Origin of the sequence: Eudoraea adriatica DSM 19308, assembly GCF_000382125.1 — a bacterium.
GTDB lineage: Bacteria > Bacteroidota > Bacteroidia > Flavobacteriales > Flavobacteriaceae > Eudoraea > Eudoraea adriatica.
On the sequence record NZ_KB907547.1, the window covers coordinates 377,264 to 392,859 of the forward strand.

20 protein-coding genes are annotated in these 15,596 nt (G+C 36.4%); 7 read left to right on the top strand and 13 right to left on the bottom strand.

The window, feature by feature from the left end; translation table 11 throughout:
• The first annotated feature begins 44 nt into the window (after positions 1-44).
• The 3 genes from G504_RS0105310 to G504_RS0105320 are packed head-to-tail and all read left to right on the top strand — an operon-like array spanning position 45 to position 1,858.
• Positions 45-608 (top strand): DNA-3-methyladenine glycosylase I, encoded by a 564-nt coding sequence (locus G504_RS0105310; RefSeq protein ID WP_019669110.1) that lies wholly within the window; start codon positions 45-47, stop codon positions 606-608.
• Positions 595-1,185 carry a hypothetical protein gene (locus G504_RS0105315; RefSeq protein WP_019669111.1) on the top strand — a complete coding sequence of 197 codons (591 nt, stop codon included), beginning with the start codon at positions 595-597 and terminating at the stop codon, positions 1,183-1,185. The genes G504_RS0105310 and G504_RS0105315 overlap by 14 nt, the downstream gene beginning before the upstream one ends.
• Positions 1,172-1,858: a DUF2490 domain-containing protein gene (locus tag G504_RS0105320; RefSeq protein WP_169336900.1), complete on the top strand. Its 687-nt coding sequence runs from the start codon at positions 1,172-1,174 to the stop codon at positions 1,856-1,858. The genes G504_RS0105315 and G504_RS0105320 overlap by 14 nt, the downstream gene beginning before the upstream one ends.
• On the opposite strand, the gene aat is transcribed toward G504_RS0105320, so the two are convergent.
• The 3 genes from aat to G504_RS0105335 form a co-directional block, all read right to left on the bottom strand.
• Entirely contained in the window at positions 1,841-2,503 is a 663-nt protein-coding gene (gene aat, locus G504_RS0105325; protein WP_019669113.1) for a leucyl/phenylalanyl-tRNA--protein transferase, read from the bottom strand. The two genes, G504_RS0105320 and aat, sit on opposite strands and share 18 nt — an antisense overlap.
• A 64-nt stretch (positions 2,504-2,567) precedes the next feature.
• Entirely contained in the window at positions 2,568-2,945 is a 378-nt protein-coding gene (locus tag G504_RS0105330; RefSeq protein ID WP_019669114.1) for a DUF3127 domain-containing protein, read from the bottom strand.
• Complete coding sequence (locus tag G504_RS0105335; protein ID WP_019669115.1) at positions 2,923-3,864, bottom strand: flavin reductase family protein; 942 nt, start codon at positions 3,862-3,864, stop codon at positions 2,923-2,925. Before G504_RS0105335 ends, G504_RS0105330 begins: the two co-directional genes overlap by 23 nt.
• A 77-nt stretch (positions 3,865-3,941) precedes the next feature.
• Between G504_RS0105335 and G504_RS0105340 the strand changes: the two genes are divergently transcribed.
• On the top strand, positions 3,942-5,093 hold the full coding sequence (locus G504_RS0105340; protein WP_019669116.1) for a sensor histidine kinase: 1,152 nt from the start codon (positions 3,942-3,944) through the stop codon (positions 5,091-5,093).
• Positions 5,094-5,450, top strand: a complete 357-nt coding sequence (locus G504_RS0105345; RefSeq protein WP_019669117.1) for a hypothetical protein — start codon at positions 5,094-5,096, stop codon at positions 5,448-5,450.
• Here G504_RS0105345 and G504_RS0105350 read toward each other — a convergent pair.
• A complete protein-coding gene (locus tag G504_RS0105350; protein ID WP_019669118.1) occupies positions 5,437-5,829 on the bottom strand; it encodes an HIT family protein in 393 nt (130 codons plus the stop codon). The two genes, G504_RS0105345 and G504_RS0105350, sit on opposite strands and share 14 nt — an antisense overlap.
• A 61-nt stretch (positions 5,830-5,890) precedes the next feature.
• Positions 5,891-6,367, bottom strand: coding sequence for a transcription elongation factor GreA (greA, locus tag G504_RS0105355; protein WP_019669119.1), 477 nt, complete (start codon positions 6,365-6,367; stop codon positions 5,891-5,893).
• A gap of 248 nt (positions 6,368-6,615) precedes the next feature.
• Between greA and G504_RS19765 the strand changes: the two genes are divergently transcribed.
• Positions 6,616-7,053, top strand: coding sequence for a Rieske (2Fe-2S) protein (locus tag G504_RS19765; protein ID WP_019669120.1), 438 nt, complete (start codon positions 6,616-6,618; stop codon positions 7,051-7,053).
• 34 nt (positions 7,054-7,087) lie between these two features.
• On the opposite strand, the gene G504_RS0105365 is transcribed toward G504_RS19765, so the two are convergent.
• The 6 genes from G504_RS0105365 to G504_RS0105390 form a co-directional block, all read right to left on the bottom strand.
• Positions 7,088-9,259, bottom strand: coding sequence for a TonB-dependent receptor (locus G504_RS0105365; RefSeq protein WP_019669121.1), 2,172 nt, complete (start codon positions 9,257-9,259; stop codon positions 7,088-7,090).
• Positions 9,260-9,599: 340 nt separating this feature from the next.
• Positions 9,600-11,141 (bottom strand): DUF4301 family protein, encoded by a 1,542-nt coding sequence (locus G504_RS0105370; RefSeq protein WP_019669122.1) that lies wholly within the window; start codon positions 11,139-11,141, stop codon positions 9,600-9,602.
• Positions 11,138-11,701, bottom strand: a complete 564-nt coding sequence (locus G504_RS0105375) for an AAA family ATPase (RefSeq protein WP_019669123.1) — start codon at positions 11,699-11,701, stop codon at positions 11,138-11,140. The genes G504_RS0105370 and G504_RS0105375 overlap by 4 nt, the downstream gene beginning before the upstream one ends.
• Positions 11,656-12,294: a nicotinamide riboside transporter PnuC gene (gene pnuC / locus G504_RS0105380; protein ID WP_019669124.1), complete on the bottom strand. Its 639-nt coding sequence runs from the start codon at positions 12,292-12,294 to the stop codon at positions 11,656-11,658. The genes G504_RS0105375 and pnuC overlap by 46 nt, the downstream gene beginning before the upstream one ends.
• On the bottom strand, positions 12,278-12,538 hold the full coding sequence (locus G504_RS0105385) for a thiamine-binding protein (RefSeq protein WP_019669125.1): 261 nt from the start codon (positions 12,536-12,538) through the stop codon (positions 12,278-12,280). Before G504_RS0105385 ends, pnuC begins: the two co-directional genes overlap by 17 nt.
• Before the next feature lie 39 nt (positions 12,539-12,577).
• Entirely contained in the window at positions 12,578-13,210 is a 633-nt protein-coding gene (locus tag G504_RS0105390; protein WP_026348415.1) for a 4'-phosphopantetheinyl transferase family protein, read from the bottom strand.
• An 84-nt stretch (positions 13,211-13,294) separates the two neighbouring features.
• Here G504_RS0105390 and ahcY point away from each other — a divergent pair, with 84 nt between their 5' ends.
• Positions 13,295-14,611, top strand: coding sequence for an adenosylhomocysteinase (ahcY, locus tag G504_RS0105395; RefSeq protein ID WP_019669127.1), 1,317 nt, complete (start codon positions 13,295-13,297; stop codon positions 14,609-14,611).
• An 80-nt stretch (positions 14,612-14,691) separates the two neighbouring features.
• Here the strand turns inward: ahcY and rpmA are convergent, their stop codons facing one another.
• Together rpmA and rplU are read right to left on the bottom strand one after the other, a co-directional pair.
• A complete protein-coding gene (gene rpmA / locus G504_RS0105400; RefSeq protein WP_019669128.1) occupies positions 14,692-14,952 on the bottom strand; it encodes a 50S ribosomal protein L27 in 261 nt (86 codons plus the stop codon).
• A gap of 45 nt (positions 14,953-14,997) precedes the next feature.
• Positions 14,998-15,567 (bottom strand): 50S ribosomal protein L21, encoded by a 570-nt coding sequence (gene rplU, locus G504_RS0105405; protein ID WP_019669129.1) that lies wholly within the window; start codon positions 15,565-15,567, stop codon positions 14,998-15,000.
• Between the last annotated feature and the right edge of the window lie 29 nt (positions 15,568-15,596).

Genomic DNA, 15,596 nt, shown 5'->3' on the forward strand with positions numbered 1-15,596 from the left:
TCCATTCCGATTAATGCTATATCTTTATATAAAAGATTGTGTTTATGGAAGTGCATAAATGTGGTTGGTGTCTGGGCAATGATTTATACGAAGCCTATCATGATGAAGAGTGGGGTGTTCCTGTAAAAGATGATGCTACCTTATTTGAATTCCTGGTATTGGAAACTTTTCAGGCCGGGTTGAGCTGGCTTACCGTATTAAAGAAACGGGAAAATTTCAGAAGAGCTTTTGACAATTTTGATTACAGGAAAATTGCGGCCTATAATCAATCTGAAATTGACGCTTTGCTAAAGGATTCAGGTATCATTCGAAATAAACTTAAAATTAGGGCTACAGTTTCAAATGCCAGGGCTTTTATTGAAGTACAGAAAGAATTTGGGAGTTTTAGCGACTATATCTGGGGTTTTGTAAATGGTAAACCCATAAAAAATAGTTTTGCAGATTACAGGGATGCCCCGTCAAAAACATCACTTTCGGATACTTTAAGCAAGGATCTGAAGAAACGCGGGTTCAAGTTTGTTGGAAGCACGGTGGTTTATGCCCATATGCAGGCAACAGGGATGGTCAATGATCACGAATTAAATTGTTTTAGATATGAACAGGTATAGGTTTTTATTATTGGTAATTATAGCTTTATTGCAATATTCAACAAGCCTTTCTCAGGTAAAAGTTGAGCGCGAACATAGAATTAAAAAAAATCAATTCCCCGATGCAGCCCATGATTTCATCCAGGAGAAACTGCAGGATGCCAAGAAAATTCGTTTTTATAAAGAAACGGATACTACAAAAATTACTTATGAGGCGAAGTTTAAAAAAGATAAACTGCACTACAGTGTTGAATTTGATGAATCTGGCAAACTTGAGGATATTGAAATTCTAATCAAAGAAGTAGACGTCCCCGAGGATTCGTGGTCACAAATCACAAAGTTTCTCAAAGAAAAGTTTAATAAATATAAAATTAGAAAGATTCAGCAACAATACCCTATTACCCGTGGTGAAACAGCAGAATCTACTTTAAACAATGCATTCCAAAATCTTTTGATTCCTTCCTTAAATTATGAATTAATGGTATGGGGTAAAATACAGGAGGAACATGCAGACTTTGAAATACTGTTCGGAGCGGACGGAGGTTTTATTAAAATGAGGGAATCTCTTCCGGCCAACTATGATCATGTACTCTATTAATAATTACAAACTTTTAATTGGCTTACTCCTATTTTCTGTTTTTATCAGAGGTCAGGAAAATTTCACTACCTATGCAGAGCCCCGTTTATCTCTGAATTACAACCTTTCCAAAATGTATTCGCACAACTGGACCGTTGCCAACAGGAGCACAATATATGAATCATCAGAATTAGAATTTAATGCACTTCAGTTTGACATAGGTCATTTTTCAAATTTCAAAATAGGTGGTAATCAAAGTTTGAGCCTGGGAATATTATTCAGATATTCTGAACTATTTGAACGGGAAAGTATAAATGAATTTCGAATAACTGAACAATACAACATTATATCCAGATCACATATTGTTCGCTATGGCCATAGATTTAGGGCCGAACAAAGAATTACATCACTACTAACCATTCATCGATTCAGATATAGATTTACATTAGACCTGCCCCTCGAAGGACAGAATTTAGATGTAGGAGAAAGTTATTTTATTGGAAATGCCGAAACACTGCTGAATGTAGGTAAGGATTTAAAGCCAATTTACGAACAACGTTTTACAGCGAATTTTGGTTGGTTATTAAGCTCTAAAACCAAATTGCAATTTGGGCTTGAATATAGATTGCTGAATTTTACAGAGACCATTCTACATAGAACATTATTGCTTTCTTCCCTAAACTTCAGCCTGTAACAATTCCAAAAATTTCTTTCTCGGGATCTCCTCTGCCCCCAAACTTTCCAAATGTTCTGTGTATAATTGGCAATCAATGAATTTATAATTAAGTCTTTCCAGGTCCCGGGCTAATTTTATAAATGCAAATTTAGATGCATTTGACACCTTAGAGAACATACTTTCACCACAAAATACATGCCCCAGATCAATGCCATAAAGGCCTCCAACCAGTTTATTATCTTCCCAAACCTCGTAAGAAATGGCAATACGCAGATCATGAAGCTTCAGATAGGCCTCTTTCATGTTAGAAGTAATCCATGTGCCATCCTGCCCTGCTCTCTCTATTTGGGCACAGGCTTCCAGAACTTCCTTAAAGCATTTATTCCTGGTTAAAGTAAACCGCGTACCCGACATAATTTGTCGCATACTTTTAGAAATCTTTATTTTCCCGGGGAATAGGACCATCCTTGGATTCGGACTCCACCATAAAATCAAAGAATCATCATTGAACCAGGGGAATATACCCGATCTATATGCGAGCAATAATCGTTGCGGAGATAAATCGCCCCCAATGGCCAATAATCCCTCCGAATTAGCATTTTCTGCAGGAGGGAACTCCAACCGCTCTGTTAATAAGTAAATTTCAGTATTCTTTTTTTTCAAGTTTAGCAGTTCTTGGAATTACTGGTCAACCTAAAAATATTTTACAGATGTAAAATGCTTTTGTCTAAAAAGGAAGGTCGTCATGATCCTCTTCATTTAGTTCTTCAGCTGGTTCAAATGCCTCTATTGGAGCTACCGGTGGCATTCCGCTTTCAGCTTGATCTGTTTGTAATGATTCTATTCGCCATCCCTGGACAGAATTAAAATATTTTACCTCACCCTGAGGGTTTGTCCATTCTCTTCCTCTTAGGTTAATGCTGACTTTTACTGTTTCACCAACATTATGCTTATTAAGTAAGTCGCATTTATCCTGAACAAATTCTACCAATATATGTTGAGGGTACTGTTCTTCTGTGGTAATAACCAACTCTCTTTTTCTAAAACCATTATTTCCAAAGGTTTTAGTCTCACCAATCATTTTAATTTTTCCTTGTATTTCCATTTATTTCAATATTTATTAGCAATACTTTCCATGCCGAAAGTATCTTATTGTTATCTAAGTATTCTCTTGTTATTTTTAGTAGTTCTGTTGTATCCTTGTTTTTAACAATTGACCTGATTTGATCATTTGAAGCTATGAATTCTTCAATCTCATTTTTATCAGGGATCCTATCCACATTACCCAATAATCCCAGATCGTTCCCGGTAAGCATTTTTAGTGATCTTATTTCTTTTGGTATATTATCAACTCCAATTCCTATGGCAGAAAGAGGTTTTGGAACTTCAAACATGCCCTTATTAGCCCTGCTGTACCAATTACCGCCCATACGGGCTACCTGGTCTATCTTAAACTGGTCTATTAAGCCATTCTCATCTAAAATTGATTCATAGAAATGCATTTTAACAACTTCTGAAAAAACCAGATTCCCAGCCCCGCCTTCTTCGCCCAGCGGTTCAACTTTTGTTACCTTGCATTCAAATTGAACAGGAGATTCTGCAACTCTATAGGGCCTGACCAAATCCGATTCTAACATTGTTAACCCTGCTTTTTTAAATTCATTTTCCTTTTCCCCGTATTCCGTGCTGGTCAAAGACATTTGCTGAACGAGCTCATAATTTACAATATTAATAACCACTTCTTTAATTTTAAGCACATTATCCAGTGTATGTTTCGTTGTATTATCCCGCACTCTTCTAGCCGGTGAAAATATTAAAATTGGTGGATTTGCACTAAAAACATTAAAAAAACTAAAGGGCGAAAGGTTTGGAATACCTTGTTCGTCTATAGTACTTGCAAAAGCAATTGGCCTGGGTCCAACAGCCCCTAAAAGATAAGCGTGCAACTTACCAGTGGGAATCTCAGAAGGTATAAGGGATATAGCTTTTTGCATCATTACAAAGGTATATAAATTGTGTCCCATTTAAAACTTTAACTCACTAGCATAACACAACATTTTAGATCAATTTCTGTTATCTTTATTACTCATTAACTACTTGCATGAATTTTAATTCCCAAAAGAAGATTTCTAACCTGTTTTTATTAATAGCAGCTTTTGTTATTGTAAGTCTTATACTTTGGAATACCAATAGTTTTTTTAAGAAATTCAAGGAAGAAGAGCGCCATAAAATGGAGATTTGGGCCACAGCCCAGTCTGAATTATTGCAATCTTCAGAGGGTAGAGACCTGGGAAATCTACACGTTAAAATTTTTCAAAATAACACCTCAACCCCAATGATACTCGTTAACATGGATGGCTCCATAAGAACCAACAACATGCCTGAAGAATTAGTTGGTGACACAATTTATATAAAGAAAAAAATAAAGAAATTCAAGTCGGAAAACACCCCTATTTCTATTGATTATAACGACGAGCAACTAGCCACTCTGTATTACGGTAATTCAGAAGTTTTAAATAAATTAAAATATTACCCTATTGCACTGTTGTTAATCATATTTTTGTTTGCGGCGGTTATCTTCTTTTTCTTTAAAACCAATAAAGCTTCTGAGCAAAACAAACTTTGGGCCGGAATGGCCAAAGAAACCGCCCATCAGATTGGCACCCCTCTGACCTCGCTTCTCGGGTGGAATGAACTATTAAAAAGTGAACAAATAAACCCGGATATTACCAAGGAAATTGAGAAAGATATTGGCAGGCTTCAGAATATAACAGACCGCTTTTCCAAAATAGGTTCCCTGCCAAAACTTGAAGAACACGACATAGTTGAAGAAACCAGAAGTGCTTTTGAATATCTGAAACTCAGAAGTTCCAAACTTATTCACTTTAGCTTTAATTCTCAGGTTGAAAGATTTCCAATTCTATTAAATAGTTCTTTATACAACTGGACCATAGAGAATTTAGTTAAAAATGGTATTGACGCCATGAAGGGTAAGGGCAACATTGCTATTGAAATAGTTTCGGAGGGGAAGTACGTAAATATTTTAATTTCAGACACCGGACATGGCATTGCTAAAGGAGACTTTAATTCTATTTTTAATCCCGGGTTTACATCAAAAAAACGAGGTTGGGGATTAGGATTATCACTTGTTAAAAGAATAATAGAAGAGTACCATAAAGGAAAGATAAAAGTGCTTTCTTCGAGCAAGGAAGGCACCATAATGCAGATATCCTTAAAATCGGACCAAAAATAGATGGTAAAAGAAAAATTAATTGTCTTAAAAGAAGCAGAAATTACGAACAATTGTCCTGAATGTTTTAATCAGGATATGAAACTTACGTTTTATCAAAAGCACTTATTTCAAAGGCTATATCATAGAACAACCGCAACGATTACTCATCAAATTAAATGCAATAAATGCAAAAAGATTATTTACCCCGTAAATTGGACAGAAGATATTGAACGTGTTTTTGAATATTACCAAAAAATGATTAATCCGGAAAAAGCGAGTATTAAATTCACGCCTTTATTCTATATACTAATACTATCTCCCTTCCTTATTGCAGGCATAGTATATTACCTGTACCAAAGTGGTATTATTTCAATTTAGAACGGATCTTTAACGCAATTTCCTGAAATTCCTCCGTCGATAATTGAATTTTATTTGTAAAAGTTGCATCTGCTATTTTATTTAATGGAATAAGGTGTACATGAACATGCGGCACTTCCAATCCTATTACCGTAATCCCCACCCTTTTGCAGTCTATTGCCGCCTCAATGGCCTTGCCTACCTTTCTGGAAAATGACATTAACCCAAGATAGTCTGCTTCTTCCATATCCATTATTTTATCCACTTCTTTCTTTGGCACACAAAGGGTATGGCCCCTGGCATTGGGATTAATATCCAGAAAGGCAAAATGATTATCGTCTTCGGCGATTTTGTAAGACGGTATATCGCCATTTATTATTTTAGTAAAAATACTACCCACGACGAATAAAGATTTAAATAGAATTCCTTTTACTATTAAAAAGATTAAATATAAATAGGTTTTAATTCCTGCTTATCTCAAGAATATCAAATTTTAGAGTCCCATTAGGAACTGTTATTTCCGCAACATCCCCGACTTCTTTACCGAGGAGTCCCTTACCAATTGGGGAAGTAACAGAAATTTTTCCCGCCTTTAAATCGGCTTCACTCTCAGCCACAAGCGTATAGCTGATTACCATACCATTTTGGCGGTTTTTAAGCTTTACAGTCGATAGCACCAACACTTTGGATGTATCTAATTGAGTTTCATCAATTAACCTTGCATTAGACAGGGTTTCCTCCAGTTTAGATATCTTTAGCTCCAGTAACCCCTGTGCTTCCTTGGCAGCATCATACTCGGCGTTTTCAGATAAATCACCTTTATCCCTTGCATCAGCGATAGCCTGCGAGGATTTAGGCCTTTCAACGTCTCTGAGGTAGTTTAATTCCTCTTTCAGTTTTTTTAATCCTTCAGCAGTGTAATAAGACACAGTACTCATAACTTCATAATTTATTGAACATAAAAAATGCTCAAAATCATTAAACAATAAATCCTACGAAAACGCAGGATTAGTTTAAACAATCATTTCGATGTAACTAATTTAAGATAAACACATTAGGTGGGGGTTTTCATCAAAACGAAGTTCAACTTATAAGAAAATCCCCTTTTTTAAAGAGGATTTAACGCAAAGATACATATTTTTTACTCAATTTTGTTCAACGGATCTGAATTGAATCCTATTATTCTATGAAAAGATTATACATATGGTTGGTATTTATTTTACTTCTGGCATGCAGTGAAGATGAAGGAAACCGCAATCCCTATTTATTAGAAGTTGGATTCAGATTTGAAGTAAATCTTAATTTACCTTTATATAGTCCCTTAACTAACACAGGAAATGCCATATTTATAGGGAACCAGGGTGTGGGAATAAGAGGAGTTTTTGTAATCAATAAAGGTTTTAACGAGTTTTTTGCATGGGAGGCCAGTTGTCCAAATCACGCTCCAAATGCATGCTCTACAATGGATCTTAATGGTCAAACTGTAGTCTGTTCATGCGAAGATTTTGAGTATAGCCTGTTTACCGGGCAACAACTAAACAGGCCCGATGATGATGAACGTTATTATGACCTTTTGTTTTACAACACTTCATTCAATGGAACATCCATTGTAATCTCGAACTGAGGAAGGGATATCCTAATTAATTATCCGACTAACCCTAGAAGTTGAACGTTGCTCCCAACAGAAAGTTTATCCCTGCCTGCGGATAATACCCGGCTCCTTCAATAGTGGTTATGGCTCCAGGATTGGAAAAATCGTCATCAAAAGTAAAAAAGTAGCCATTGGATACATATTTTGCATCAAAAATATTGTTAATCAGTCCTGAGAACACAATGCTTTTCACGAATGAGTTTGTATTAAAAGTGTATTGTATATTAAAATCTGTTTGTGAATAGTCTTCAAGAACAGAGCTTTCGGCATCAATATTTGCCATAAATTGTTTTCCAACATATTTAGTCAATAATGACATTTGAAATTGTTCATCTGGCAAATAAGTAAGTATGTTACCTATCACTATTTCAGGAGAGTAAGCAATATTGGTATTCCCCAAATCCTGTAGCTCACCATCTCTCTGAAAAACAAAATCAATATTTTTATTTGAACTAAGGGCTATATTTGGTTGTAATTTAAAGTGCCTGCCAATATCCATATTTGCATCTACTTCAAGACCCAGGCGGTAACTGTCTCCCACATTTGCCCTTAGTGGGGCACCAACGTCATTCAATTCTCCGGTTAGTACCAACTGATCTTTATATCTCATATAATATACATTGGTACTCACCTGAACAGAAGGTGAGACATATCTCCAGCCAAGTTCAAGGTCATTTAGTCTCTCTGGTTTAGGGTTGCCATTCTCATAATCATTCCTGTTTGGTTCACGATTGGCTACCGCATAGGAGAGATATAAATTATTATTGGCATTAAGGTCATAGGTGACCCCAAGTTTAGGGTTAAAGAAATTAAACGTATCATCGACAATTCCGGTGTCTTCCCCATTTGCCTCATAGCTGACAGTTCTAAATTGTAAATCCCCAAAAAGTCTCCACTTTTCAAAAATCTCATAGTTAATTTTTCCAAACATATTAAAATCTGTTTTTTTGGAATCGTCATCGTAATATCTATCCCTAATCATGCTATTACCAGCAAATCGGGCCCAGATTACTTCACCAAAATGATCGCCATTATAGGAATTCCATCCTCCTCCAAGGATAAGGTTCACTCTGTCTTTATCATATTTAACTGAAAATACAGTTCCGTAAAAATCATTATCAAGCCAGCGGCGCCTCACTAAGTCCGTAGTATTTACCAATTCTCCGTTTACCAAGATTGGTGAGAATCCATAAGTTGCAAAATCATCATCCTCCCTGAATTGTTCAAAGTAGCCACGTCCATAGGTATAATGAAATGCAATATTGGTGCTCCATAAAGGAGAAATTGTCTCATTCCAAAGTAATTGAAAATGATCTTGTTTATAATTATCTTCTTCCCTGTCATAAAATTGTATATCCCCATTTTCATCCGTATATATCCCGGCCGGGTTAAATGTTCTATCCGTGGCAAGTGTTTCCGCGTCAATGCCAAACCACGATTGGTAAGTAACTTCGTGCCCTCCGAAAAGGAGCGCTTTTATTAACGTATTATCATCAATATAAGAGCCTTGTAAAAAATAGGAATCGAGTTCAGAAGAAGCCCTGTCAATATAGCCATCAGATGTTATTCTGGATAATCTCCCTGAAATTTCAATATGTTCATTTAACAATCCTGTGCTAAACTTAATGTTGTTACGCAACGTATTAAAGCTGCCATAGGAGGAGGAAATATGTCCATATGCTTCGGATGATGTTGCATCTGTCAAAATATTTAAACTGGCTCCAAAAGCCCCGGCACCGTTAGTTGACGTTCCAACGCCCCTTTGTAGTTGCAAGCTTTCTGTAGACGAGGCAAAATCCGGTAAATTCACCCAAAACGTACCATGCGATTCAGAATCGTTATAAGGTATTCCATTAATAGTTACATTAACCCGGGTAGCATCACTTCCTCTAACGCGTATGCCCGTATACCCCACCCCTGCTCCGGCATCTGAAGTTGTTACTACTGCAGGTAAAAAGTTCATAAGAATAGGGATATCCTGACCCAGATTCCTGGGCATTATTTCTTCCTTTGCTAAGTCCGAAAAGGTTACAGGAATTTCTTGAGTAACCCGTATGGCTGAAACAAAAACCTCATCCAATACAATTTTTTCAAGGGCAGTCGTATCAGATTCTTTTTGTTGGGAATACGTATTTACTCCAAAACCTACTAAAAATAATAATGCAATAACAGCCTTCATCCGTAGTTCAATTACACGAATAAAAGGGGTTCTATTCTTATTTTTATGATTCTTTTTTTTCTGAAGAAACAGGAAAAAATCCAAGTGGCGAATTTCGCCTCCCTTAGCAGCATTACCTGCCCAGGTTCATTGGGTATAATCTCAGCTTATCCTGAAAGTATTATAAAAATTGTATTTCGAGAATACTATTCTACTTAATACTTTTTTCAGGAGTTCGCACCCCTTTTGAGATGATTCAAAGTTACGATGGTAGTTTCATTTTTCATAATAAAACTCCATAAATTAAAAAGGTTCACAGACTGGAAAAACCGTTTTTATGGGATAAAGAGATCTTCTTCAATTATGTAACCTGATGTGTGGGCTTTAGAAGATCGTTGGCTGTTTTTACCGGATTAAATGTGAGTAAGGGAACTTCAACAAATATTGTATTCCAAAAGGCCATTGCACCATTCCAAAGGCCCGGTAATTCATAAGCCTTTAGTTCTTTGCCTTCTTGTGTTTTTAGCGTAATAAATCCCTGTTTGGTATCAACAAAATTCGAAAGGTTATATTTCTCACCCCTAAAGTTTCTTACACCACAGACAATATCTACCGGATTAAAATGTGTGGAATTTTTTAAAATGCTCATTTGAGCCTCATCTGAGCTATCAATTTGTGCAGATTCTACGATTTGCAATGAAATATGTGCATGGGCATCCCTAATCCAAAAAGGGCCACCACCCGGTTCGCCTTCATTCTTAACCATTCCGCAAACGCGTATGGGCCTGTTTATTTTATCTTTTAATATTTCTAACTGCTCTGAGATGCTAAAACTTGAAAAACTATCTAAAAACCTGACATTCAGATCATTTTCTAAAAATATTTTAATTTCATGTAGTTGTTCCCCGGTAATATCATTTCTATCTAACTGATCAGCATAGGCAAATGCTTTTTGCTGTACTTCCAGAAGTAATCCGGCAAGCACTTTTTTACTAAACGCAAGTTCAGCTTCGTGTTCGGGAACGACTACATTATCTATGTTTTTAATAAAAATAATATCCGCATTTTGCTCATTTAAATTCTCAATAAGTGCTCCATGTCCACCGGGTCTGAATAAAACTGACCCATCTTCCTTCTTAAACGGCTCATTATCCAGGGTAACGGCTATAGTATCTGTAGAGGCTTTTTGATTTGAATAAGTAACATCAAATTCTGTTTTTGTAGCTTCTGACACCCTCGGTCCTGCGGTTTTAAATTCTTCATTAAAAAAGGCCTGGTGTTGCTCTGAAATGGTAAAATGTAATTTTGCTTTATTGTTTACTGCAGCATATGCGGAAGCTTCCTTTAAATGCTCCTCAAATGGAGTGGCTGTAAATTTCCCATAATTATGAAAGGGTAAAAGCCCTTTTGGATAAAAACCATAATTGAGACCATCTTCCCGCAACATTTCACTTACAAAAAGATATTTATCGTCATTACCCGAACCGGCTCTATTTTTTAGTCGTTTTTGGACTATCCCATAAAAAGGGAATTTTTTAATATGTTTGAAAAATGTCCTCAAATCTGTTTCATTTAATCGCTCTATATAGGCATCTACACTTTCCCTGTCGGGATCGTAATGCTCTAAAAAGCTAAAGAGCGATTTAAACATCCTGGATGCTGCACCGGATGCCGGGACAAATTTGAGTAAGCTTAAAAGCCCTTTTAGCTCTTCGAACTTACTAACTAATATTTTCTCCCTGGCCTTGGTTAATTTTTTAATCCCATCCGATACAATTGCGGCCTTTTCCAACCTTACGAAGGGTATCCCCTGCTTAAATATCTCTATCTGATCAAGAACCTTTTCTTTTGAGATTCCTTTTTCTTCTAGTTGTTTCAAATCCTTGGGTAAAAACTCAATCATTTGTCCAGTAATTTATCGATAGATTTAATAGCCTGTGAAAGCCTTTTTTTGTTATCTCCATTTAAAATAACAAAATTCTTATTATACTTTTCCAATGTATCTTTAAAATAAAGAAACATGCGCTCCCGTTCATTCGGTTTGTCCCTAAGGTCGTCTTTTTTCCAAGGAATGTCTATTGAAGTAAGAAGGTAAAGGTCGTATATATTCTGCAAAGCGTATTTTTCCAAAACAGGATCACAATAACCCAGGTAGTAAGCTTCAGAATATACTTTGGTTTCCAATAAATCCGTATCGCAAATTAGAAGCCTATTTGCTTTTTTTGTCAAATAATTTTCCAAACGAATCTGACCTTCCGCAATAGGGATCAAATCCTGTGGCTCACAGGTTTTTTTTTCCTTATTCCACTTTTCCTGCAAATACTCACGAGCATATTCAGGCACCCATTCTGTTTTGTAATGATGAGCAAGTTCCTTAGCCAAAGTTGTCTTACCGGTAGACTCTGGTCCAAAAAGGACTACTTTAGTAATGTTAGCGGGCTTTTGTTTAAGTTTTTCTTCCATGCCATATAGCCGTATATGGCAATTATGGTAAATAATAAATATTGAAGTGATGTGAAAATAAGTCCTTTATACAAATATAAAGGAACTGTAATTATATCACCAATAATCCAATACGTCCAGTTTTCCAGTTTCTTTTTGGCCATAAGCCACATCCCTACAAAGAAGATGGCAGTGGTAAGGGTATCCACATAGGCCGTCCAACTATTAAATTTATCAAAAAAGGAATAAACCAGAAAAACAAAAAAAACAGCACCAACAAAGAGCAGTACAGACCATTTTTTCTCCTGCTTGTTGGTTCTGGTAATAGGTATAAAATGGTCATCATCTACTTTTCGTGTCCAGAAATACCATCCAATAATACTCATGGAAAAATAATAAGCGTTTATCAGCATATCACCCAATAACCCAAACACCCATAATATATATACAAAAATACCCGTACTTATAATACCTGTGGGAAATACTAGGATGTTCTCTCTTTTCGCATACCAAACACTCAAAATTCCAAAGACAACACCTATCATTTCAAGAATGACTATAAAAGTTGGGGTGTCCTGATATTGGGCAAAAACCCAATCAAAAATTTGGCTCATAATGGCTTCGGTCTGATTTTACGATTTTGATGTACAATAACCCATTTTCCATTAATTCCAAAGCAAGTTTAATTTCTTTATTAAGCAGATTCATTATACTATCATAATCTCCGTAAATCTGGGTGCTTAAAGGGTTTTCCCGGATAGTTAACCCTGAGTCCCGTAATTTTTTGATGAAATTTATAATTAATTCTTCATAATTATCCTGAAGTGGGGTTAATGTTAATTCAACAGATATATCCATAGTTTGTAAATTAAATTTAAAGCTGGTTTACTATCAAGCTTATTTTTTTATTGCATAAACGCAGGTAAATCCTTCAAATTCGAGGAAAGAAATAGAATAGTTAGTAAGAGAACCCTGATACTTTATAAGTCCGGTGGTAGAACTATCCGTCTTTTTAAAATCATGGATATAAATATGATTCATAAAGCTTAGCCCATGCGTGGCATATATCTTATAGAGAGATTCTTTTGCTCCCCAAATAATGGTGAGTTTTTTTACCAGTTCTATCGGACTTACAATCCCTGCATAATCTTCCATAGGAGTGAACTTGTGACCAATGATGGCTATTTTGTCGCGTTGCTTTTCAATATCAATACCAACTTCATCATCCTGACTTATGATTATTCCTGTAAATTGATATGAATGCGTAATGGAGATGTGTTTTCCATCTTTTAAATGTGGCTTACCAGCCTGGTCATAAAACAGGTCTTGGTCAACATAGCCCGCAAGTCCCATCAAATGCCTGATACTTAAAAATGCCCTCCTGTGCAATTCAGATTTCATGCCATCCATCCTTTGCTGACATGGGTTAGTGAGGTTAATATTCAAGGAAAGTTCCTTCTCAGATTCAGTAACCTTCCAGATGTATAACTTAATTCTTGGGTTAACGGTAATAGTTTTGTAAAGAGGCATATTATTTTTAAAGTTTTCATTACCTTTACTTTCTGAAAATTTTAACAGAATTTCTGTTAGGCGAATGTAAAAAATAAAAAAGATATGCAAACTAAAACTGTTCCATACGTACCATTTAAGGTGAAAGACATTTCATTGGCAGAATGGGGAAGAAAAGAAATTAAATTAGCCGAAGCGGAGATGCCTGGGCTAATGGCATTGCGCGAAGAATATAAAAATGAACAACCCCTGAAAGGTGCGCGTATTGCGGGATGTCTTCACATGACCATACAAACCGCCGTATTGATAGAAACACTTACTTCTCTGGGTGCAGAGGTTACATGGAGTTCATGTAATATTTTTTCCACTCAGGATCATGCCGCTGCGGCCATAGCAGCTGCAGGGATACCTGTCTATGCATGGAAAGGTATGAATGAGGAGGAATTTGATTGGTGTATTGAACAAACCCTGTTTTTCGGCAAAGAACGGAAGCCGCTTAACATGATCCTGGATGACGGAGGTGATCTTACCAATATGGTACTGGATCAATTTCCAGAACTGACATCGGGAATAAAAGGTCTTTCAGAAGAAACAACAACAGGAGTTCACAGATTATACGAGCGTTATAAAAATGGTGTATTGCCCATGCCTGCCATTAATGTGAATGATTCGGTTACCAAATCCAAATTTGACAATAAATACGGTTGTAAAGAAAGTGCGGTTGATGCTATTCGCAGGGCTACGGATACGATGCTGGCAGGAAAACGTGTTGTAGTTGCGGGTTATGGTGATGTTGGAAAAGGTACTGCAGCTTCCTTCAGAGGGGCCGGAGCCATTGTGACAGTTACAGAGATAGATCCTATCTGCGCATTACAGGCCTGTATGGACGGGTATGAGGTTAAAACTCTGGATAATGTGGTAGGGAACGCGGACATTGTGATTACTGCTACCGGAAATAAGGATATTATCAGGGAAGAACATTTTAGGGCTATGCGCGATAAAGTTATCGTTTGTAATATTGGGCATTTCGACAATGAAATAGATATGGCCTGGCTAAATGATACTTATGGTAAAACAAAGGATGAGATTAAACCTCAGGTAGATAAATATACGATTGACGGAAAGGACATTATAGTGCTTGCTGAAGGCCGATTGGTAAATTTAGGATGTGCCACAGGTCATCCAAGTTTTGTTATGAGCAATTCTTTTACAAACCAAACTCTCGCTCAAATAGAACTTTGGAAAAATAGTGATAACTATGAAAATAAAGTATATATGCTACCTAAGCATTTAGATGAAAAAGTTGCTAAATTGCATTTATCACGTTTAGGCGCTGAACTAACGGAATTAGGTAAAGATCAGGCAACATATATTGGCGTTGAAGTCCAGGGACCTTATAAGCCAGACTATTACAGGTATTAGGATTAGTATTTATTATTGGAAAACAAAAAACCCATTATGAAAACATAATGGGTTTTTATTTTGAGTTATTCAATTGAGTATTATGCCTCAAAAGGCTCTATAGAAACATAAGATTTTCCGCCTGCTTTCTTTTGAAACTTTACCAGTCCGTCTACCTTAGCATGTAAGGTATGATCTTTACCTGCGTAGACATTATTACCTGGATTGTGTTTGGTTCCGCGTTGTCTTACAATAATATTTCCTGCAATAGCTGCTTGTCCACCAAAAATCTTAACCCCTAAGCGTTTCGATTCTGATTCTCTACCGTTTTTAGAACTACCTACACCTTTTTTATGTGCCATGATATTATTTTTTATACCAAGCCTGGGCCCGTATTAGTTATTATTTTATTTATTCAATGCCTCAATAAGGTCAGCCTTTTTCATGGAAGAAATACCTGATATTCCTTTAGCTTTAGCCATTTCCTTTAATTCTGCGACCGTCTTTTTGCTTAAGTCAATTGCTTCTTTAGCTGCTGGTGCTGCCTTTGCTTTTTCAACCTTAGCCTTTGGAGCTTCTGCCTTCGGAGCTGCATTTTTAACGGGTGTTTCCTTTACAGGAGCTTCTTTTTTAGTTTCTGCCTTGGCCGTAACTTTTTTAGCACCCTTAGCTGTAATACCTTCAATTACCAACTCTGTTAAATACTGGCGATGCCCGTTTTTCTTTCGATAACCTTTACGTCTTTTCTTTTTAAAGACAATAACTTTGTCACCTTTAACGTGTTTAACGACTTTAGCCTCTACTGCGGCTCCGTCTATAGCTGGGGCGCCAATTGTAATGTTTTTACCATCTTCCAATAAAAGCACATTGTAAAAAGAAACTTTCTTTCCTTCGTCTTCCTGTAAGCGGTGAACATACACTTTTTGGTCTTTTGCAACTTTAAATTGCTGCCCTGCTATTTCTACAATTGCATACATAGCGTAAAATTAAATATTATTATTTCCCT